This window comes from Bradyrhizobium sp. Mp27, assembly GCF_029953005.1.
In the GTDB taxonomy this organism is placed as follows: domain Bacteria; phylum Pseudomonadota; class Alphaproteobacteria; order Rhizobiales; family Xanthobacteraceae; genus Bradyrhizobium; species Bradyrhizobium barranii.
Genome location: NZ_JASAUS010000111.1, coordinates 1 through 20,533 on the forward strand (window position 1 = coordinate 1; position 20,533 = coordinate 20,533).

The 20,533-nt window shown below is 64.4% G+C and carries 17 protein-coding genes; 8 read left to right on the forward strand and 9 right to left on the reverse strand.

The window, feature by feature from the left end:
* Window positions 1-353: 353 nt before the first annotated feature.
* On the reverse strand, window positions 354-2,648 hold the full coding sequence (locus QJT78_RS36720; protein WP_028152612.1) for an exopolysaccharide transport family protein: 2,295 nt from the start codon (window positions 2,646-2,648) through the stop codon (window positions 354-356).
* 201 nt (window positions 2,649-2,849) lie between these two features.
* On the opposite strand from QJT78_RS36720, the gene QJT78_RS36725 reads away from it, so the two are divergent.
* The 3 genes from QJT78_RS36725 to QJT78_RS36735 all read left to right on the forward strand — a co-directional run bounded on the left by QJT78_RS36725 (window position 2,850) and on the right by QJT78_RS36735 (window position 7,078).
* Window positions 2,850-3,983: a glycosyltransferase family 4 protein gene (locus QJT78_RS36725; RefSeq protein WP_028152613.1), complete on the forward strand. Its 1,134-nt coding sequence runs from the start codon at window positions 2,850-2,852 to the stop codon at window positions 3,981-3,983.
* A 120-nt stretch (window positions 3,984-4,103) separates the two neighbouring features.
* Window positions 4,104-5,654, forward strand: coding sequence for an undecaprenyl-phosphate glucose phosphotransferase (locus QJT78_RS36730; RefSeq protein ID WP_028152614.1), 1,551 nt, complete (start codon window positions 4,104-4,106; stop codon window positions 5,652-5,654).
* A 161-nt stretch (window positions 5,655-5,815) separates the two neighbouring features.
* A complete protein-coding gene (locus tag QJT78_RS36735) occupies window positions 5,816-7,078 on the forward strand; it encodes an O-antigen ligase family protein (protein ID WP_028152615.1) in 1,263 nt (420 codons plus the stop codon).
* 66 nt (window positions 7,079-7,144) lie between these two features.
* On the opposite strand, the gene QJT78_RS36740 is transcribed toward QJT78_RS36735, so the two are convergent.
* The gene (locus QJT78_RS36740) at window positions 7,145-7,615 is read right to left on the reverse strand and encodes a MarR family transcriptional regulator (RefSeq protein WP_049807898.1); all 471 of its coding nucleotides are present in this window, start codon (window positions 7,613-7,615) and stop codon (window positions 7,145-7,147) included.
* Between the two features lie 147 nt (window positions 7,616-7,762).
* On the opposite strand from QJT78_RS36740, the gene QJT78_RS36745 reads away from it, so the two are divergent.
* Window positions 7,763-8,959, forward strand: a complete 1,197-nt coding sequence (locus QJT78_RS36745; RefSeq protein ID WP_038944652.1) for an FAD-dependent monooxygenase — start codon at window positions 7,763-7,765, stop codon at window positions 8,957-8,959.
* A 134-nt stretch (window positions 8,960-9,093) separates the two neighbouring features.
* Here the strand turns inward: QJT78_RS36745 and QJT78_RS36750 are convergent, their stop codons facing one another.
* The 4 genes from QJT78_RS36750 to QJT78_RS36765 are packed head-to-tail and all read right to left on the reverse strand — an operon-like array spanning window position 9,094 to window position 13,045.
* Window positions 9,094-10,269: a saccharopine dehydrogenase NADP-binding domain-containing protein gene (locus tag QJT78_RS36750; protein WP_028152617.1), complete on the reverse strand. Its 1,176-nt coding sequence runs from the start codon at window positions 10,267-10,269 to the stop codon at window positions 9,094-9,096.
* Between the two features lie 28 nt (window positions 10,270-10,297).
* Window positions 10,298-11,476: a saccharopine dehydrogenase NADP-binding domain-containing protein gene (locus QJT78_RS36755; RefSeq protein ID WP_281460452.1), complete on the reverse strand. Its 1,179-nt coding sequence runs from the start codon at window positions 11,474-11,476 to the stop codon at window positions 10,298-10,300.
* A gap of 9 nt (window positions 11,477-11,485) precedes the next feature.
* A complete protein-coding gene (locus QJT78_RS36760) occupies window positions 11,486-12,268 on the reverse strand; it encodes a DUF169 domain-containing protein (RefSeq protein ID WP_028152619.1) in 783 nt (260 codons plus the stop codon).
* 60 nt (window positions 12,269-12,328) lie between these two features.
* Window positions 12,329-13,045 carry a YdcF family protein gene (locus tag QJT78_RS36765; RefSeq protein ID WP_240537715.1) on the reverse strand — a complete coding sequence of 239 codons (717 nt, stop codon included), beginning with the start codon at window positions 13,043-13,045 and terminating at the stop codon, window positions 12,329-12,331.
* A gap of 232 nt (window positions 13,046-13,277) precedes the next feature.
* Here QJT78_RS36765 and QJT78_RS36770 point away from each other — a divergent pair, with 232 nt between their 5' ends.
* From QJT78_RS36770 to QJT78_RS36780, 3 genes are all read left to right on the forward strand, one after another.
* Window positions 13,278-14,219: an acetamidase/formamidase family protein gene (locus tag QJT78_RS36770; RefSeq protein WP_028152621.1), complete on the forward strand. Its 942-nt coding sequence runs from the start codon at window positions 13,278-13,280 to the stop codon at window positions 14,217-14,219.
* 200 nt (window positions 14,220-14,419) lie between these two features.
* Window positions 14,420-14,617 carry a hypothetical protein gene (locus QJT78_RS36775; RefSeq protein ID WP_007603456.1) on the forward strand — a complete coding sequence of 66 codons (198 nt, stop codon included), beginning with the start codon at window positions 14,420-14,422 and terminating at the stop codon, window positions 14,615-14,617.
* A gap of 72 nt (window positions 14,618-14,689) precedes the next feature.
* Entirely contained in the window at window positions 14,690-15,193 is a 504-nt protein-coding gene (locus QJT78_RS36780) for a GcrA family cell cycle regulator (protein WP_028152622.1), read from the forward strand.
* A gap of 268 nt (window positions 15,194-15,461) precedes the next feature.
* Here QJT78_RS36780 and QJT78_RS36785 read toward each other — a convergent pair whose 3' ends face one another.
* The gene (locus tag QJT78_RS36785; RefSeq protein ID WP_028152623.1) at window positions 15,462-16,991 is read right to left on the reverse strand and encodes a porin; all 1,530 of its coding nucleotides are present in this window, start codon (window positions 16,989-16,991) and stop codon (window positions 15,462-15,464) included.
* Window positions 16,992-17,398: 407 nt separating this feature from the next.
* Here QJT78_RS36785 and QJT78_RS36790 point away from each other — a divergent pair, with 407 nt between their 5' ends.
* A complete protein-coding gene (locus QJT78_RS36790) occupies window positions 17,399-17,905 on the forward strand; it encodes a MarR family transcriptional regulator (protein ID WP_028152624.1) in 507 nt (168 codons plus the stop codon).
* Window positions 17,906-18,048: 143 nt separating this feature from the next.
* Here QJT78_RS36790 and QJT78_RS36795 read toward each other — a convergent pair whose 3' ends face one another.
* Together QJT78_RS36795 and QJT78_RS36800 are read right to left on the reverse strand one after the other, a co-directional pair.
* Entirely contained in the window at window positions 18,049-19,167 is a 1,119-nt protein-coding gene (locus QJT78_RS36795) for an alpha/beta hydrolase (RefSeq protein ID WP_281460453.1), read from the reverse strand.
* A gap of 308 nt (window positions 19,168-19,475) precedes the next feature.
* Window positions 19,476-20,447 carry an SDR family NAD(P)-dependent oxidoreductase gene (locus tag QJT78_RS36800; protein WP_028152626.1) on the reverse strand — a complete coding sequence of 324 codons (972 nt, stop codon included), beginning with the start codon at window positions 20,445-20,447 and terminating at the stop codon, window positions 19,476-19,478.
* Between the last annotated feature and the right edge of the window lie 86 nt (window positions 20,448-20,533).

Consider the following 20,533-nt stretch of genomic DNA (forward strand, 5'->3'; position numbering starts at 1 on the left):
GCGTGAGCCGCCCTCCGAGGGCAACCACTACAGATCTTCGCAGGCATTGCCGGGACCAGGGCACTCGCTCCTGACGTCTTCAGCCTCAAGAGCCGATAACGCAACAGGCCCCTTGTGGGAGAAGGTGGCGCGAAGCGCCGGATGAGGGGTATTTGTCCTCGAACTCAGTATCGTAGGGTGGGCAAAGCGAAGCGTGCCCACCGCTTCTGTTGCGGTATTGGATCGATGGTGGGCACGGCGCAAGCGCGCCTTTGCCCACCCTACGATTCCGGACTCGCGGAGAGATACCCCTCACCCGTCTCGCCGCTTTGCGGCGAGCCACCCTCTCCCACACAAGGGGAGAGGGAAGAGAATTACGCCGCCACCACGCGCGGCGCGTCCACTGCGTCCGACGGCTGCACCGGCCTGCTCAGCATCGTTACCTCGCTGAAGCCGACAGCGCGGAGTTGCTCGCACATCAGCGTGCGCGCGTCGGCGGCCATCGAGGCATCGGGCACCACGACGGCGCGGGCATGCGCCGTCAGCAGTTCGGCCGGGACGTCCGAGGCGCTGCCGGCGTCCACCAGCACGTGGTCGTAGGCGCGGAGCAGCGCATCGATCGCGAGCGTCACCCGCGGCGATTGCAGCAGGCTGCGGTCGAAGCCGGGACGGCCGGCCATGACGAGATGCAGCCGCGAGAGCTTGTCCCGGGTGATGATTTGCGCGAACGAGGCCTCGCCCTGCATCAGCTCGGCGAGGCCGGGAGCCGAAGTATCCACGGACACCGCAGCGATGGTCGGCGAGGATCCGGCGAGATCGACCACAACGACGCGCGCATCGCGCGCCAGGTGCCGGGCCAGCGTCAGCGTCGACAGCGTGATGGCTTCGCCGGCCGCGGTGCCCAGCACCGTGACCTTCTTCGCCGCCGGTCCCGCAGCGCGCAGGCTGTCGGCGAGATGCTCGATCTCTGCGAATTCAGTGACATCGGCGTCGGCCGTCATCTCGGGCTGAAGCGGCATAAGGTCGTCCACAACCGGATCGAGCATCGGTTCGGCCACCGGCTGGACCACCGGCTCGACCATCGGCTGGACTACCGGTTCTTGGCGCACCGGCGCCTGCGTTTGCGCCGGCGTGAACACGGCCACCGCGCGCGGCGCGGTCTGGCGCAGCAGCTCGCCGGTGACGACGACGCCGGACGAGAGCAGCAGCGTCGCGATCGTCGCAATCAGCACGATCGGCAGCTTCTTCGGATAGGCCGGCGTATTCGAGACGATGGCGCGCGAGATGATGCGGCCTTCCGCCGGCGCGGTATCGATGCTCTCGCGGGTGCTGGCCTCGCGATACTTCCCAAGATAGGTCTCGAGCAGGTCACGCTGCGCCTTGGCTTCGCGCTCGAGCGCGCGGAGCTGGACGTCCTGACCGTTGGTCGAGGTCGCCTGCTTCTTGAGCTGATCGAGGCTGGCCGTCAGGCCGTCGACCCGGCCACTGGCGATCCGCGCATCGCTTTCGAGCGAGCGCGAGATCTTGGCCGCTTCGTCGCGAATCTGGTTGTCGAGGTCGCCAAGCTGCGCCTTCAGCTCCTTGATCCGCGGGTGATTGCCGAGCAGCGTCGATGACTGTTCGGCAAGCTGCGCCCGCAACGTCACCCGCTGCTCCGACAATCGCCGCATCAGCTCGGAATTAACCACCTCGGACGCTTCGATCGGCTTGCCGCTCTGGAGCATCTCTTTGATCAGCCGCGCCCTGGATTCAGCATCCGCCTTCATCGAGCGTGCGTTGTTGAGCTGGGTATTGACCTCGCCCATCTGCTGGTTCGAGAGCGTGGTGTTGTTGGTGCCGACGAACAGCGACGACTTGGAACGGAAGTCCTCGACCTTGGCTTCGGCGTCGGAGACTTTCTTGCGCAGATTTTCGATTTCGCCCGAAAGCCACTGGCTGGCGCTGCGGGCCTGGTCCTGGCGCGCATTCTGCTGGAGCACGAGATAGCCGTCGGCGATCGAATTGGCGACGCGCGCGGCAAGGTCAGGATCGGCGGACTGGAATTCGACCACGATCACGCGCGACTTGTCGACGGCGTAGGCCTGGAGCCGCTCGTAATAGGCATCCAGCACCCGCTCTTCCGGCGTCATCGAAAACGGATCGCGACCGATTCCGATCATCGCCGCGAGCGACTTCAGCGGCGAAATGCCCTGCAGCACCGGATCGAACTCGGGGCGTTCCGCGAGCTTGTTCTTCTTGATGATCTCGCGCGCGAGATCGCGCGACAGCACGAGCTGCACCTGGCTGGTCACCGCCTCGGGGTCGAGCGACTGCCGCTCCTCGGTGCTGCGGTCGCTGCTCGGCCGCAGGAACACGTTCTCGCGGCCGTCGATCAGGATGCGGGATTCCGACTTGTAACGCGGGGTGACGAGATTGACGGCGGCGATCGACGCGACGAGCGCGAGCACCGTCGGCACGATGATCCAGCCGCGCTTGCGGGCGAGCACCGCGCCGAGCGCATGGAGATCGATATCGCCGGATTCGGCTTGTGCCTGCTTCGCAGCAACGGGCGCAGGCTCTGCTTCAATCTTTCGCGCGGCTTCGGTCGATTTCGCTTCGGCCTTGGGCTTCGAAATAGCCCGCTCGACCACCGCCTTGTCCTTGCCGGCACGCCAGAACGCTAAACGCATCGAACACTCCCGCAGGGCAACGCTGCGACTCTACCTCAACCGGGGCGATTACACTCCATTAAGGTTGCTGCTGGGTTAATCGCGCCCGGCCGCGACCGGCGCGCACGGCGCCGTCATCGTTTGTTAACCACGAGGGCTCTTAATCCATCTCGATATTTCGAGAATTGTTCGAGCATTCGCTGTCGAGCGCTGGTTCTGATCATGCCCCCCTCTCCCGACCGGCCGCTCCGCATCCTGCACGCCGTGCGCGCTCCCGTGGGCGGCATCATCCGCCACATCCTTGATCTCGCCAACGGTCAGGTCGATCGCGGTCATCACGTCGGGATTCTCGCCGACAGCCTCACCGGCGGCGAGCGCGCGGACAAGGCGCTGGCCGAGCTCGCGCCGCGGCTGAAGCTCGGCGTGCACCGGCTGGCGATCCGCCGCGAACCGTCGCCTGACGATCTTCTGGTGTGGCTGCGGATGCGACGCCTGATCGCCACGCTCAAGCCCGACGTCACGCACGGCCACGGAGCCAAGGCCGGCGCCTTCGTCCGCATGCGGCGGCGATCCGACGACACCATCCGCATCTACACCCCGCATGGCGGCTCGCTGCACTATCCCCTCAATACCTTCAAGGGCGAGTTTTACGCGCGGCTCGAGCGCACGCTGATGGACGCGACGGACCTGTTCCTGTTCGAGAGCGCGTTTGCGCGCGACACCTATCAGCGCATCGTCGGCAGACCCAGGGGCGTGGTGCACTGTGTCTTCAATGGCGTGACGCCGGAGGAATTCGAGCCTGTTGGCATCGCCGACGATGCCACCGATCTCGCCTATGTCGGCGAATTCAGGCACATCAAGGGCGCGGATTTGCTGGTCGATGCGGTGGCGCGCCTGCACGAGGGCGGCAAGAAGGTCACGCTCACGCTCGGCGGCGATGGCGAGGAGACGGCGGCGCTGAAAGCGCAGGTCGACAGGCTCGGTCTCTCCAGCGCCATCCGCTTCATCGGTCACGTCAAGGCGCGCTACGGCTTCTCCAAGGGACGCCTGCTGGTCGTGCCCTCGCGCGGCGATTCCATGCCCTATGTCGTGATCGAGGCTGGAGCTGCCGGCATTCCCATGATCGCGGCCCGCGTCGGCGGCATCCCCGAGATCTTTGGGCATGACAGCCCGGCGCTGTTCGCGGCGAGCAACGCCGAGGCCATGGCGGAAGCGATCGCGGCCGCACTCGACGATCCACAGGCGACCGCGCAGCGCGCCTCCGCCCTGCGCGAGCGCATCTCCGCGCATTTCTCCCAGCAGGCGATGGTTGACGGCGTGCTCGCGGGTTATCGCGACGCATTTGCCAATCATTAACCATCCTTAAGACCGCTTTAGAGAATCTTCCGATTTGTCCGATAATCGACGTGCCAGGGGATGCTCGCCCGGGGCGCAACGCTGCGACCCGCGGGTTTTTTGGAATGGACGTGGACGCCCGTGGAACCGCTCAACGCACGCTCGATGCTCGACGCCGCGACAGGCGCCGCGGCGAAGCCAGCTGACCAACCGTTTGTGGAGCGCCGTCGCCGGCTCTCGCCCGCCGCGCTCGACGTCGTCAACCAGAAGGTCGCCCGCGCCTATTCGCCGATCGTGATCACCGGATTCGTCCGCCTGGTCGATTTCGCGCTGCTGAGCCTCGTCGGCATCGCGCTCTATGTCGGCTATGTCATGCCGCTCGCCGGCTCCTTCAGCTGGGTTTATCCCGCGCAGATCATCGCCGTCGCGGCCGCCGCCGTGGTCTGCTTCCAGGCCGCCGACATCTATCAGGTGCAGCTGTTCCGCGGCCAGCTCCGGCAGATGACGCGGATGATCTCCTCCTGGTCGTTCGTCTTCCTGCTGTTCATCGGCGTATCCTTCTTCGCCAAGTTCGGCAGCGAAATGTCGCGGCTGTGGCTTGCCGCCTTCTACTTCCTCGGGCTCGCCGCGCTCATCTCCCAACGTCTGGTGCTGCGCTCGCTGGTGCGCGCCTGGGCACGCCAGGGCCGGCTCGACCGCCGCACCATCGTCGTCGGCTCCGACAGCAACGGCGAGCAGCTGGTCGAGGCGCTGAATGCCCAGGAGGATTCCGACATCCTCGTGCTCGGCGTGTTCGACGACCGCAACGACAGTCGCGCGCTCGACACCTGCGCCGGCGCGCGCAAGCTCGGCAAGGTCGACGACATCGTCGAATTCGCCCGCCGCACCCGCGTCGATCTCGTGCTGTTCGCGCTGCCGATCTCGGCGGAGACGCGCATCCTGGAGATGCTGAAGAAGCTCTGGGTGCTGCCGGTCGACATCCGGCTCTCCGCGCACACCAACAAGCTGCGTTTCCGTCCCCGCTCCTATTCCTATCTCGGCGAGGTGCCGACGCTCGACGTGTTCGAGGCGCCGATCACCGACTGGGACCTGGTGATGAAGTGGCTGTTCGACCGCATCGTCGGCGGTCTTGCGCTGCTCGCAGCCCTGCCGGTGATGGGACTGGTGGCGCTGGCGGTCAAGCTCGACAGCCCCGGCCCGGCGTTGTTCCGTCAGAAGCGCTTCGGCTTCAACAACGAGCGTATCGACGTCTACAAATTCCGCTCGATGTACCACCATCAGGCCGACCCGACCGCCTCCAAGGTGGTGACCAAGAACGATCCGCGCGTCACCCGCGTTGGCCGCTTCATCCGCAAGACCAGCCTCGACGAGCTGCCGCAACTCTTCAACGTGGTGTTCTCGGGCAATCTGTCCCTGGTCGGCCCGCGTCCGCATGCGGTGCAGGGCAAGCTCCAGAGCCGCCTGTTCGACGAAGCCGTCGACGGCTATTTCGCTCGTCACCGCGTCAAGCCCGGCATTACCGGCTGGGCCCAGATCAACGGCTGGCGCGGCGAGATCGACAATGAAGAGAAGATCCAGAAGCGCGTCGAATTCGACCTCTACTACATCGAGAACTGGTCGGTGCTGTTCGACCTCGTCATTCTCCTGAAGACGCCGGTCTCGCTGCTGACCAAGAACGAGAACGCGTATTGAGTTGAGTCTTTCCGTCATGCCCCGCGAAGGCGGGGCATCCAGTACTCCGCGGCGTGAGCCGTTTCCGCAATAGGCGCCGCGGAGTACTGGATCGCCCGGTCAAGCCGGGCGATGACCGCAGTGTTTGTGGCGTACAAGTTGCGTAAGCGTATGAGCATGTGATGGCGTATGCGGCGACAGCCGGTGGAGTGAAATTAGCCGCACCGGCTGCGCCCGGCGTGCTGGCCATCCAGCGCGCGCTGGTGTGGCTGGTCGGCGCCTCCGGCGCCATCGTCTTCATCGAGCCGAGCCCCTACGAGATCGTGACGCTGCTGGCCGCCGTCACCTTCTTCGCGACCGGCCTGCGCCTGCGGCTCGTGCTGATGCCGCTGATCCTGATGCTGGTCCTGCTCAATGTCGGCTACACGATCAGCGCGGTCCCGCTATTCGAACAGTCCGAGGTGGCGAGCTGGATTGCGACCTCATGGTACATGGCGGTCACCGTCGTGTTCTTCGCGATGGTCACCTCAGAAGACACCGCGGCCCGGCTCGACATGCTCCGCCGCGGCCTCGTGGTCGGCGCGATGGTCGCCTCGCTGTCTGCAGTCGCCGGCTACTTCCATCTGGTCCCCGGCGGAGACGATCTCCTCACACTCTACGGGCGCGCGCGCGGCACGTTCAAGGATCCGAACGTGCTCGGCGCCTTCCTGATCCTTCCGGCGCTGTTCGCGCTCCAGAGCGTGGTCTCCGACAAGTTTGCCAAGGCGTTCCGCAACGTCATCGCTTTCGGCATCATGTCGCTGGCGATCCTGCTCGCTTTCTCCCGCGCCGCCTGGGGCGGACTGGTGCTGACCTCCGCCTTCATGCTGGCGCTGATGGTGCTGACCAGCCGCACCAACGCGCAGCGCTCGCGCATCGTCGTCATGGCGATCGTCGCCGCGGTGCTGGGCCTCGCGCTGATTGCGGTGCTGCTGTCATTCGATTCCACTGCCGAGATGTTCAAGCAGCGCGCGAGCTTCGATCAGAGCTATGACGAAGGCCGCTTCGGCCGGTTCGGCCGGCATATCCTCGGCGCGGAGATGGCGCTCGACCTGCCGTTCGGCATCGGCCCCCTGCAATTCCACCGCTACTTCCCCGAGGACACCCACAACTCCTACCTCAACGCCTTCATGTCCGGCGGCTGGCTTTCCGGCGTGTGCTATCCCGCGCTGGTCTTCACCACGGTCATCATGGGTATCAGGCACATCTTCGTCCGTGTGCCCTGGCAGCGCGCTTATCTCGCGATCTTCTCCGCCTTCGTCGGCACCGTCGGCGAGAGCTTCGTGATCGACACCGACCACTGGCGGCATTTCTGGATGATGCTGGGCGCGATGTGGGGCATGATCGCGGCTGCGCAGGCTTACAAGATCCAGGACATTACCGTTCCGATGGAATCGGAACGGTAATGTCTGGCTTTCTGTTTTGACGCGTTTTCTTGACGCGAACCGGTATCCACTTCGCTCGAAAACGCTCTAGCGACGAAGCTTCTTCAGTTTGAGATCCGGCCGCTTTTCCGGCGGCGTGTCGAGAAGTCCCTTCAGCGCCTCGGTTGCCGCGAGCACACCCTTGTAGCCCTCGGTCGCGAAGCGCAGCAGCAGGCGCAGCTCCTCGTCGGAATAGGCGCTGAACACCTTCTCCATCGCCTGCTGCATCGGCACGTAGAGTTGGCCGATCTTCATCGCCGTCTCGGGCACGACGGAGATGAAGACCTTGCGGCGGTCTTTCTCGTCCCGCTCGCGGCGCACCAGCCCGGCCTTCTCGAGTCGGTCCACCACGCCGGTGATGGCGCCCGTCGTCAGCCCCGTGACCTCGGCGAGCCGGCCCGCGGTAACGCGGCCCTCCAGATAGAGGATGTCCATGCATTCGAGGTCGGAATTGGCAATTCCGGCAACGTTCGCAACCGTTTGGCCATAGAGCACGCCCTGCGCGGACGACCGCCGCATCGCCTCCTCGAGCTCCTGCAACAGCGCCGCGCGCACCTTCGTCCTTGACAAGGCCGACCTCATATCTTAGTCGATATATATCTTAGCTACTAAGAGATTTAGCAACCGTAATTTCTCCTAGCACCACGGAAACGTCGGGAGCAAGCCATGTCCAACCGTCCCCGCAAGGCCCTGATCATCGGCGCCGGCATCGCCGGCCCTGTCGCCGCAATCCTGTTGCGCCGCGCCGGCATCGAATCCGCGATCTACGAGGCCTGGCCCTATTCGAAAGGCATCGGCGGCGGCCTCCAGATCGCACCGAACGGCATGCATGTCATGGACGAGATCGGGCTCGCGAACGAGCTGATCAGCCGTGGCTCGATCGCGGAATCCTTCGACTTCTATTCGCAGAGCGGCGAACGGCTCGGCTCGATCAACCGCGACATGGCGCGGCGCTTCGGCCAGCCGGCCGTCAATGTCTGCCGCGCCACGCTGAACGAAATCCTGATCGACAAGGCCTGGTGCGCCTGCGTCTCGCTCTATTTCGAGAAGCGTCTGATCAAGATCGAGGACCGCGGCGACCAGCCGATCATCGCCTACTTCTCCGACGGCACCACGGCCGAAGGCGACTTCCTGATCGGTGCCGACGGCGTGCACTCGGTCGTGCGCCGCCAGGTCGTGCCGGACGGTCCGCAACCGTTCGACACCGGGCTGATCGGGTTCGGCGGCTTCGTGCCGCACGCCGTCCTCGATGGCAGGCCGATCGGCCGGCACGTCGAGACCACGTTCGGCAAGAGCGGCTTCTTCGGCTATGGCTATTGCAGCCCGGATCCGAACGACGGCGTGATGTGGTGGAGCACGCAGCCCGCGCACGGCATGGACGCGGCGATGTTCCGCGCGCTCGACCACGTGACGCTGAAGCAGCATCTGCGCGGCTTCCATCACGGCTGGCACGATCCGATCCCCGACATCATCGACGCGGCCGAGAACATCGTGGTCACCGACACGCTCGACGTCGCGACCTTGCCGACCTGGTCGCGCAAGCGCTCGCTGCTGATCGGCGATGCCGCGCATGCGACCAGCCCCCACGCCGGCCAGGGCGCTTCGCTCGCGCTCGAGGATGCGATGCGGCTCGCGCGGCTGATGCAGGAGGGCCAGGAGCTCGGCGCCACCTTCCAGGCCTTCGAGGCCGAACGGCGGCCGCGCACCGAGAAGATCGTCGCGATGGCCCGTCGCAATGGCAACAGCAAGCGCGAGTTCAGCGCCACCGGCGCATGGGTCCGCAATCAGATGATGAAATGGCTGTTGCCGCTGGGCTCGAAGAGCATGGAGTTCATGTACGCGTACGATGCGCGGTCGGCGTAGCGGCAATCTCACTGTCATCGCCCGCCGGGCGATCCAGTACGCCGCGGCCTCTCGATTCAACAACACTGTCTCTGGAATCTGGGTCGCCCGGTCAAGCCGAGCGACGAATCCGTCATTTAGGCACGCAAAAGCGCCTACCCCTCTACCTCGAACCTCAGCCCTGCATTCTCCCGCAGCCGCTTGATCAGCTTGTGCTGCATCGCTGCGCCCGGCGTCCAGAGACCGGCCGGGACATCAGGCGTGTCGCGCAACAGGCAGATCGCGCATTCGGAAACCATCTTCGCCGTTGAGGCATAGCCGGGATCGAGATCGCCCTTCACCGCCGCGCGAACCTGACGGCCGTCGGACGCGATCGCGACATAGAGCACGTCGTAATGACCGTTATCGCGCTCTTCCTTCGACGGCCCCTCGCCGGGCTTGAGCGCTTTGGGGCCGGTCTTTTCGCTATTGGCGGCCATGACGAGCTTTGCGTTGGCCTGCCCTTCGTCCCCCCTCCCCGTCAGCACCATCTCGTCGTAGACGAAATCCCGGCCATACGGGAATCCCATCAGCATGTTGGAGCGATGGACGTTGCGCGTGTTCAGCGTCGCCATAGCAAACGGGGCGGACCAGGATTGCAGGTCTTCCTCGAAAACGGGCTTGTTGCCGCGCGGCTGTTTCGGCCCTTCGAACCCCGGCGTGAATGCGAAGGGGTCCTTGAGGATCGACACCAGGCTGAGATCCTGCGCGACTGCTTCGAAGGTGACCCTCGCGCTCGCCGAGGTGCCGCCGGAGAACTTCCAGCTGAGGTCGCGGACGCGCCCCTTGACGCGCGGCACCGGCGCTCCGAACACGCGACGGGCTTCCTCCTGCACGAAGAACGCACCGAGCTCGAACGGGATGGAATCGAAGCCGCAGGAGAACATGATGCGCGCGCCGCTCGCCTTCGCCACCGCGTCATGCCTGTCGATCATCTGCTTCAGCCAGATCGGCTCGCCGCAGAGATCCATGTAGTCGGTGCCATCAGCGACGCAGGCGGCGAGCAGATCGGAGCCGTAGAGCTGGTAGGGACCGACCGTTGTGACCACCAGCTTCGCCTGATCGACCATGGCGCGCAACGACGCCGGATCGGCTGCGTCCGCCACGATCAGCGGCGTGTCAGCGGGTGCGCCGATCGCATCGCGAACGGAGGCGAGCTTGTCCCTGCTGCGCCCGGCCATCGCCCATGTCGGCGCGCCTTCACCGGCGTAGCTTGCAGCGAGATATTCGGCGACGAGCTGGCCGGTGTATCCCGTTGCGCCGTAGACGACGATGTCGAACTTCGCGGACACGGATCACGCTTCCCTGGGACCGTGGGCCTTACGCTTCCACTCCGAACGTCAGCCCAGCATTGTCCCGCAGGCGCTTGATCAGCTTGTGCTGCATAGCCGCGCCCGGCGTCCAGAATCCGGCCGGGACGTCTGTCACATCGCGCAACATGCACATCGCGCATTCGGAAATCATCTTCGAGGTCGAGCCGTAGCCGGGATCGCGGTCGCCGGTGACGCCGGCGCGAACCATGCGGCCGTCGGGCGCGATCGCGACATAGAGCAGGTCGAAGCGGCCGTTCTCCCGTTCTTCCTTCGACGGCCCCTCGCCCGGCTTCGGTGCGTTCGGACCGGTCTTCTCGGCGTTGGCGGCCACCACGCGCTGCGCGTTGGCTTCGCCCTTCTCGCCGGGCCCCGTCAGAACCATCTCGTCGTAGACGAAGTCCTGGCCGTAGGGAAAGCCCATCAGCATGTTGGAGCGATGGACGTTGCGCGTGTTGATCAGTGCCATCATGAACGGCGCGGCCCAGGACTGCAGGTCCTCCTCGAGCAGCGACCTGTTGCCTTTCGGCTGCTTCGGGCCGGTGAAGCCCGGCGTCAACGCGAACGGATCGTTCAGGATCACGATCAGGCTGATGTCCTTTGCGACCGCATCGAAGGTCGCCTTGGCGCTCGCCGCGGTGCCACCCGAGAGCGTGCCGCGCATGTCGCGCACGCGGCCTTTCACACGCGCGGCCGGAGCGCCTAACACGCGCTTGGCCTCTTCCTGCACGAAGAACGCACCGAGCTCGAACGGCACGGAATCGAAACCGCATGAGAACACGATACGCGCGCCGCTCTCTTTGGCGGCCGCCTCGTACTTATCGATCATCTGCCGCATCCAGATCGGTTCGCCGCAGAGATCGAAATAATCGGTGCCGGTGGCGACGCAGGCCGCGAGCAGTTCCTCGCCATAGAGCTGATACGGGCCGACGGTGGTGATCACCGACATCGTCTGCTCAGCCATCGCCTTCAGCGAGGTCGCGTCCGCCGCATCCGCGACAATCAGCGGCGTATTCCCGGGCGCGCCGATCGCATCGCGTACCGACTTGAGCTTGCCGAGGCTACGGCCTGCCATCGCCCATTTGAGCGTGTGATCGCCCTTGTAATGCTGAGTCAGATATTCGGCGACGAGCTGGCCGGTGAAACCGGTCGCACCGTAGACGACGATGTCGAATTTCGCTGAGCTCATGGTCGCCCCTTACTTCTTCGCGTAACTCACGCCCATGCCGGCGCGGACGTCGCTTTGAATCCCATAGGGCGGAATCGGATAGCGCAGGCCGTTCTTGGCCAGCGCCTTCATGCCCTCGATTGCCTTGGCGAGATGCGAGGGCTTCAAGGCCATCAGCATCTCCTCGTCCGGCACGCCGCCATAGCGCCGTTCGGCATAGCATGGCAAGGACAGGCTGGGCTCGCCGGTTTTCAGCGCCCGCCCCCAGGAATCCGCGCAGGCGGTCTCACCGACGACGCCCCATTCGAACTTCTTGTAGCCGGTATATTGCAGCCCGTTGATCAGGATGATCATCTGCCCCGGCGTTGCGTAGACCAGGCAGATGTCGGGCGGATCGAGCCGTCCGCTCGCGAGCGGACTGACCGCAAGCGCCTGATACTGCCCGAATGGAACCACGTCCAGCGCCTCCTGGCGCTTGCGCGCGTCCTCGGCGGTGCCGTGCCAGACCCCGACATAGTTTTCGCCGGCGAGCCATTTTTCATCCTGCGGCGCAAGCCCGATCACAGCGCGACACTGCGCACCGACAAGATCGTCGGCGGTGATGCCGACCGTCCAGCCCAGACGTGCAGCCATGCTGACGATCTGGTCGGTGGTGTGGACCGCGTTCGGCCGCCGGATTTTCGGGATCGCCTCCATGTCGGCGGCGCGCGCGAACAGCTTCATGCCGATCACCGTCGTCTTCAGCCGCAGCAGGCTGTTGAGGTCGGCGACGAGGCCGGCAAGATCGATCCTGTCTGCGCTCTGCTGCTGCATGGCGTCCTCCCGACCGACGATCGCGCGCCGGTACTCTGTTCTTGTTTTGCGGCTCTCGTTTTAGTCCTTGCCCGGCCCCGGAAGCAACTCGCCGGTCCGCCCCGTGATGCGATACGCCAAAAGGCCGATCCATTCGCGCACCGCGACGTCGGTCTTGCCGAGACCATCGGCCCCATTGCGGGTGAAGGCGAAGAGCGCGTCGCGCCCGCCCATCCGCCAATCCACCGGATAGGCTTCGACATCGAACCCGGCCTTGCGGAAAATCCCCATCGCGCGCGGCATGTGGAAAGCCGACGTGACCAGAAGCCAGCGTTCGCCCGGCTTCGGCGTCACCAGCTGCTTCGTGAAGATCGCGTTCTCCCAGGTGTTGCGGGAGTCGCGCTCGAGGATCAGACGCTCCTTCGGTATGCCCAGGCTTTCCAGGATCGGCGCGGTGTAGTCGGCCTCCCTCGCCTCCGTCGCGACCAGGTTCGGCGAGCCGCCGGTGAAGACGATACGCGCGTTCGGATAGCGCCGCGCGAGCTCGGCCGGCGCCAGCATGCGATCGGCCGCGTGCGCAACCACGGGCGTGCGATGCGCCGCCGACAGATCGGTGTCGATCGAGCCGCCGAGCACGATGATGCCGTCGGGGGCGCCCCGCGACGGGTCCCACGCCGGGAAACGCGACTCCAGCGGATAGAGCAGAAGATTGCCGATCGGCGAGAACGCGACCAGCGCCAGCAGCACCAGCGTCGTCACCGCGAGCTTGCGGCCGACCGCAGCAAACCGCGTCGCCATCAGCAGCAGCGACAGGATTCCGAGCTCGATCAGGAGATTGATCGGCAGCAGAGCGGTGCCGAGGGTCTTGGAAAGAACGAAATACAGGGGAGCCTCGCTGGAATGATCGTGTCGGGCTTGACCGGCCCGTCCATCTTCAGAAATCTTCTTGAAAGAGGATCGATCGCCCGGTCAAGCCCGGGCATAACAGGTTCTCATGACGAGTTCTGATGAAACCGATTGGACGCGGCCGATGACCCATCACCACCTGCATTCAAGCCCCGAGACCTGCCATTGGGGCTTCTTCGAAGCCGCGCTCAAGCCCGTCCTCACCGTCAAAAGCGGCGATGAGGTGACGGTCGACACCATCAGCGGCGGGCCCGACATGCTGCCCGACCGCAACAAATTTCACATTCCGCCGGAGATGTTCGAGGTTCACGCCAAGAACGAGCGCATGCTGCCCGGCCACATCCTCACCGGCCCGATCGCAGTCGAGGGCGCCGAGCCCGGCGACGTGCTGGCGGTCGAGATCCTCGACGTCCAGCTCCGGCAGGATTGGGGCTGGAACATGATCAAGCCGCTGTCCGGCACCCTGCCCGACGATTTCCACGAAACGCGCATCCTTAACATCCCGCTCGACCGGTCGCGGATGGTCGGCCGCATGCCCTGGGGCCTCGATCTGCCGCTCAAGCCGTTCTTCGGCGTGATGGGCGTCTCGCCGCCGCCGGCCTGGGGCCGCATCTCCTCACTCGTGCCGCGCGCGATGGGCGGCAATCTCGACAACAAAGAGCTCGGCGCCGGTGCGACTCTCTATTTGCCGGTGTTCGTCCCCGGCGCGATGTTCTCCTGCGGCGATGGCCATGGCGTGCAGGGCGACGGCGAGGTCTGCGTCACCGCGATCGAGACCGCACTCCAGGGCCGCTTCCGCCTTTCGCTGCGCAAAGACCTCAGGTTCGACTATCCGCGCGCCGAGACGGCGACGCATTACATGACCATGGCCATGGACCCCGACCTCGACCAGTGCGTGGTGCGCGCGCTGCGCGACATGATCGCGCTGCTCGGCGAGACGCGAAACCTGTCGCGCGAGGACGCCTACACCCTGTGCAGCCTGGCCGCCGACCTGCGGGTGACGCAGACCGTCAACGGCTGCAAAGGCATCCATTGCATGATCGAAAAGGCGATCGTGCACGGCTAGCCGCCCCCGCCTGCCCGGCCCCGTCTCCACTCCGCCGCCGCTCGGCATCCCGCGCGGCGCGCGGAGCTGCGCCTGATTTCCCCAGTGATTCCAATGAGCTGAAACACCGGCCTCGCTCGGATTTGACTCCCACCCCCTAACCTAAATAGAGTCTTAATCGTTACTTTTATGTACCCGAGTAAGAGGCTAGCGTTCGGGCCATGGCCACCGAAAAAGCCGAGACTGACCGCATTCCCGTAACCTTGGCGCTCTCGACCATCACCTATCTGGAAAAACTGGTGAGACAGGGCACCCACGGCACCAGCGTTCCCGGCGTCGCACGCACACTGATCGAGGAAGGCATCCGTCTCGCCATCAAGGACGGCCTTTTGTCGATTCGCGACAACGGCAGAACCTGAGCACGCGCCGGACGTGAGGCGGACGGATCTCGAGAGGCGGATGGCCGACATCTGCAACCTGGGACCGTTACAATGCCTGTTCTCTCACCAACTTCTTCACCGACTGCTTCTTCACCGACTTGGACCAACGAACGAATTGAGCTCCTGAAGCAGCACTTCGAGGCCGGCCTCACCTGCAGCGAGATCGCTGCCGACATCGGCGTCAGCCGCAACGCGGTGATCGGCAAGCTGTCCCGGCTCAATCTCACGCGCGGCAGGACGAGCGACGAGCGCAAGCTCGAGCGGAGCCTCGCGCCGCGGCGCGGGACGAGAGCCGTACCGCGGCTGCAATATGAGATGCTCGCCACGATCTACGGCGACACCGACACGCCTGTGGTCGCGGGTCCAATCGACGATGCCAACCGCTGCTCGCTGCTGGAGCTCTCAGAGAACCGCTGCCGCTGGCCGATCTCGACGCCGGGTGCAGACGACTTCTGCTTCTGCGGCAATACCGCGCCCGACGGCCAGTCCTACTGCGTCGGCCACAGCCGCCTCGCCTATCGGCCGAACTCGCGCGCCCGCGTGATGCGCGGCTGAAGGAAAGTCTCAAAACGAAAAACCTCCGGCGGGGCATCACCGGAGGTTTCTGGAGGCTTAGCATGAAGCTAAGAGCCGTGACTTTCGTAATCGGCTGAAAACAAGATAGCTGATCAACTCAGGTAAGTAAATAAGTTTGAGGGCGATCGAATCGCATAGCTCGTCTTCGTCCTTTGCAACGTGTTGCCGGATTTTCCGAAGGCCGCTTTCATGAAAAAGCCCCGGCGGTTTCCCGCCGGGGCTCTATCAGATCCGAACGGTCTTCAGCTTACCAGTTGCGCTGGGCGCGCAGCAGCAGGCTGTAGGTGTCCTGGTCCTTCAGCTCGTAGGTTGCCGCAGGCTTGGCAACCGACGTCAGCGCCGGGGTGGTGATCACGCCCGAGTACTTCTGGTCGAGGTGGCTGTAGGTGAAGTCAGCCGAGAAGGTCAGGTTCTTCACCGGCGTCCAGCGGGTGATGACACCGACCTGGCCGATGTTGAAGTCCGGGTTGCAGGTGCCGGTCAGGGTCGCGAACGCGGCGCTGGCGCAGATCATGGACTTGGCCGTGCCGCTGTAGTTGACCGCAGCCCACGCGCCGTAGAGCGCCGTGTTCCAGTACGGGCTCCAGTTGTGCGTGTAGGCACCACGGAAGCCGTAGGTCTTGGTCAGCTCGAGGCCGCCACCCGGACCGAACACGGCATCAGACACGCCGGCGAAGCCGAGGCTTTGATAGGCGGCGTTCGAGCTGCCGAACATCGAGTAGCTGGTCGCGGCCAGCTCCTGGAAGTTGTAGCGGCTCGCACCGTCGGTGTAGACGCCCGAGATGTTGATCACGTCGCCGGCGCCGGTCGGGATGTTCTTGATCTGCAGTGCGAGCTGAACAGCCCAGCCCCACTTGCTCTCCGGATGGCCCGTCGCCTCGGTCGCCCCGTAGTAGCCAACCTGGTTGTCGTGCGCCGCGACCGATGCCTGGAACAGTCCCCAGGCCTGGTCGACGCGGACCATGCCGACGAGATCGGGCGATCGGGTGCCGCCGACACTGTTCGAGCCGTAGGCGCCGCCGAGAACGCTGGAGGTGGTCATGCCCGCGGTGTTCCAGATGTTGGTCTGGAAGACCTGGGTCTGATCCTGCGCCGAGAACGCAGCCGTCACGCCCTGGCCGAAATCAGCGGTGTAGGTGAACTGGGCGACGCCGTTGGTGGTGCCGCTGCCGCCGACCAGCTGGTCGAAGTTGTTGCCGGGATAGTTGATCCAGGGCGCGTCGAACTGCGACACGGCCTTACCCATGGTGAAGCCGGCGAACTGGATGAAGGCGTAGTAGACGCCGAGCGTACCGCCCGAGATCGAGCCCGCGTTCGCGTTGTTCGGCGCAGACACGCCGGTGCTTCCGAGTTGTGAGTAAACGGTCGCGCCTGTTGCCGAGCCGGTTCCCGTATAGTTATCGGTCGTCCAGGTGAACACGGCGTCAAAGTAAGTACGAACCACGCCGTACTCGGTCGCGGTGCGGGTATCGATGTTGAAGTCCTCGCGAGCGCGAGCCGTGTAGTAGTTCGTCAGGCGGTTGTTCGCACCGGAGATGCTGTTGTACGCGCCGTTGTAATTGCCGCCGGCATTGAGCGCGACTTCAGCACGCAGATAGCCGCCGAGCTTGATGCAGGTGTCGCTGCCCGGGATGTAGTAGAAGCCCGCGCCGTAGAGCGTGCAGATCTTGACGTACTCGACCGCCTTGGCCTTGACCGGAAGATCGGCCGCCTGGGCTCCACCGACGGCGATCAGACCCGCCGCAGTGCCGAGCAAAAGGCTCTTCACCACTTTCATATAAAACCTCCAAGTTGCTCATTTTACGGAGACCGGACCGTGAGGCCCCCCAGATCCCCGTCTTTTCAAATCCGCTCGGCCGCTTCGCGCTTTTGGACACACCCGCATCGACGCGAGGGACGTGAGCGAACCACCTGCAACGGGACGATTGAGTACCCCCCACCGTCACGGGCCAATATGCCTGCGCCGTTCCACTAATCAAAATAGTTTATTAGCTCACCTTTGTTGTTTCACTAAACCTGTGCCCCGCGCGCAACACCGCGAGCGAGAGAATATGCTGAGCTGATCATCTTTGTAGTTTTAGTGACAAAATTACCCTGCTCTGCACTTGCGTCAGGGCAGACTTGCGTGGACTATGGCCGTGCAAGACACCGGCCGGAAAAGAATCAGATCACGGGAGTGACGCTGTGTCAGCGACGAGGAAGGAAGGGGCGCGCCTCCGCTCCATCGGCAATCTCGATATCATCAGGCGTTTCACCTGGGAAATATCGTCAATCAACATGTATCTGGAGGAGTTGCGTCAGTTCTGGGCGAGAACGCTGGGCATCAGCGGTCCGCAATGGCTGATCCTGATGGCGATCTCCGACCTCGACAAGGACGACGGCGTGCCCGTCAACGTGGTCTCTAAGCTGCTCCACGTCGATCCGTCCTTCGTCACCACCCAGTCCAAGCTGCTGGAGAAGAAGGGCCTGCTGCGGCGGCGGCCCTCGCCGACCGACGCCCGCGTGGTGCGGCTGTCCCTGGTCGAGAAGACGCAGAAGCACATCGCAAGCCTCAACGAGCAGTACAAAACGATCCGCGAATTCGTCTTCCAGGAATTCGACGAGAACGAACTGACCGAATTCACCGGCAAGCTCGCGACGCTGAAGACCCGGCTCGAAAAGGCCTGCGTCAGGATCTCCCTCGACTACTAAAGCATGATCCGGAAAAGTGCGAAGCGGTTTTCCCTCGCGACAAACGAGGAACGCGTTTGCGCGGAGATCATGCCCGAACAACAACCTAAAGCGCGATGACGATTCATCCCAATCTCATCGCGCTCTAGGACAGCAGGCGGCGTTCAGATCCGCCGCCCCGTGGCGCCCAGTTGCGATTCCAGCCAGTCGAAGATGTATTCGTTGGCAAGGCTGGGATTGTCCGCGTGGGCCTGCGCCGCGCCGGTCTCCTGCGCGGTGAACACCTTCAGCACGATGTCAGAGCTGCCGAGTCGCGACTTCTGCACGATCTGGCGCGCCCGGTCGGCCTTGAGCCAGCCGTCCTCGCCGAGTGTGATCAGCACCGGACAGTCGACGCTCGAGGCCATCAGCGGCGCCGACGGCACCGGGACGATGCTGAGGTCGCTCATCGCAAAGCGGCTGGCGAAGAAGGATCGTTCGTGCAGGCCCCACAGACCGCCGTCGCAGACGGCCGCGGCGAGCCTCGGCTCCTGCAACACCGCGCGCGCGACGAAGGAAGAGCCCCACCCGTCGGCCACGATGGCGACGCGATCGAAATCGACGTCGCCGCGTGTCTCCAGGTAATCCATGACGCTGGCAATCGAGCTCTCGAGGTCGCGGCGCTGCAGGAGCGTGTCGGTATAGTCGTCACGCTGGTCGCCGAGCAGGTCCAGCGCGAGCATCGACAGTCCGCGTTCGCGCGCATGCGGCGCGAGCTTGAACAGGAATTCTTCCTTGCGGTGTCCGGGCTCGCCGATGCAGATCACGGTCGGAGCCCGCTTGCCGGCCGGGGACGCAGGCAGGAAATAGCCTTGCAAAACGTGTCCGTCATCGGCCCAGGGAATCGTGACGACCTCGCCAGCCGGACCGCGCGCAGTGAGGAAGCGGCGCGCACATTCCTGCATGGCGAGCACCGCGACCCAGCGGCGCTCGTCGGCCTGGTCCAGCGGCATCGCGGCCGCGCCGTAGTAATTCATCGCCCGCAGCCAGTTGCGCTGGGCGGTCGCCATGTGGCCTTCCGCGAATGCCGCTTCGGCTCGCTGCCGGTTGGCTTGCGCCAGCCGCTTCCACTCGCGGTGCCAGGACTGCTCGCCGCCCTGCTTGAGCTGCCGCGCGATCATCAGGCATTCTGCGATGGTCGCGCCACCCTCCTGCGCCGCGGTGAGGAGCCGCGTGAATTCAGCGGAAATATCCTCTCTCTCCGGGCAGAGGATCCAGTCGTCGGAGAGGCATGCGGGTATCATCGGAGCTACGCTTTATGATGGCGTTACCCGTGATGCACTAAACTATTTTGGTTCACCAACCAAGCTGCCGTGCGCCGAATGAGACCCGTTTCACATCACCATCGCTTGAACATTGCTTGAACGACGGAGCATGTCGCATGCGTGACATTCCAAATCGTCATAAGGCGTCGGAAATGGCAAGAGGTGGCACGTAAAGTTACCTCCGTAACATGTAAATTACCTGCGTAATAATACGTCCGCGCCTCTTGCCATGATGGTCGTCATACCTGCATACGCGAACGTTCGTTGACAGTCTCAGCCAAACCGACTCAACCGAGCCGCCAGCCAACTTCCTGCGTAAAGCTTTCATAGAAGGCGCGGTCATAGGCCTGCTCCGGCGTTGCGCGCACGCGTTCGTCAAGGCGCTTTGCGTCTTCGCCCACAAGAATGCGCCACCGCTCCGCCTTGACCCCGTCGAGGATGATCTTCGCGGCCTGCGCAGCCGTCGTCGGCGCGTCCTCGAGGAAGCTGCGGGCGCGTTCGGCGAACGCAGCCTGGATGTCCTCGTCCGACATCTTGTCAGCATCCGGCACGCCGGCCGCGACCATGCGCTTGCGGGTCAGCGCGACCTCGTCGGCATTGAGCCGCTCCGACCCGTCGGCGCTCTGCACCTTGCGCGAATTGGAGACGATCGAGGTGCCGATATGGCCGGGCATCACCACCGAGCATTTGACATGCGGCGCGTGCAGGCGAAGGTCGTTGATCAGCGCTTCGGTAAATCCTTTCACCGCGAACTTGGCCGAGCTGTAGGCGGTGTGCGCCTGCCCCATGCCGATCGAGGCCCAGAAGCCGTTGACGCTGGCGGTGTTGACGATGTGGGCCTCGTCCGCCGCCACCAGCATCGGCAGGAAGGTGCGCACGCCGAGATAGACGCCGCCCCAGCAGATGTTGAAGGTGCGCTCCCACTGCTCGCGCGTGTTGGTGAACAGGCTGCCGCCGCCACCGATGCCGGCGTTGTTGAACAGGAGATGGATCCGATCGGTCTTCTGCTGCTCGGCGAGCTCATCGCGAAACCGCTTGAGATGGTCCTCGATCGAGACGTCGGCTACATGGGTCGTGACCCGCAAGCCCTGCGGCAGCTTCTCGACCTCGCAGAGCCGTTTCGTCTCGGCCATCGCGGCTTCCGAGACGTCGCACATCGCGACATTGCAGCCCTCCGCGACAAGCTGCCGTGCGAGCTCGCGTCCCATCCCCGTGCCGCCGCCGGTGATGACGGCGATCTTTCCTGCAAAATCCTTCATGGGACTTCGGTCCCTCCCCTTGTCGGTATGTTTCTTCACAGCTGGCGCCGCGCATCGCGGCGCGCGCAAAATGTAGCAGCGCCGCA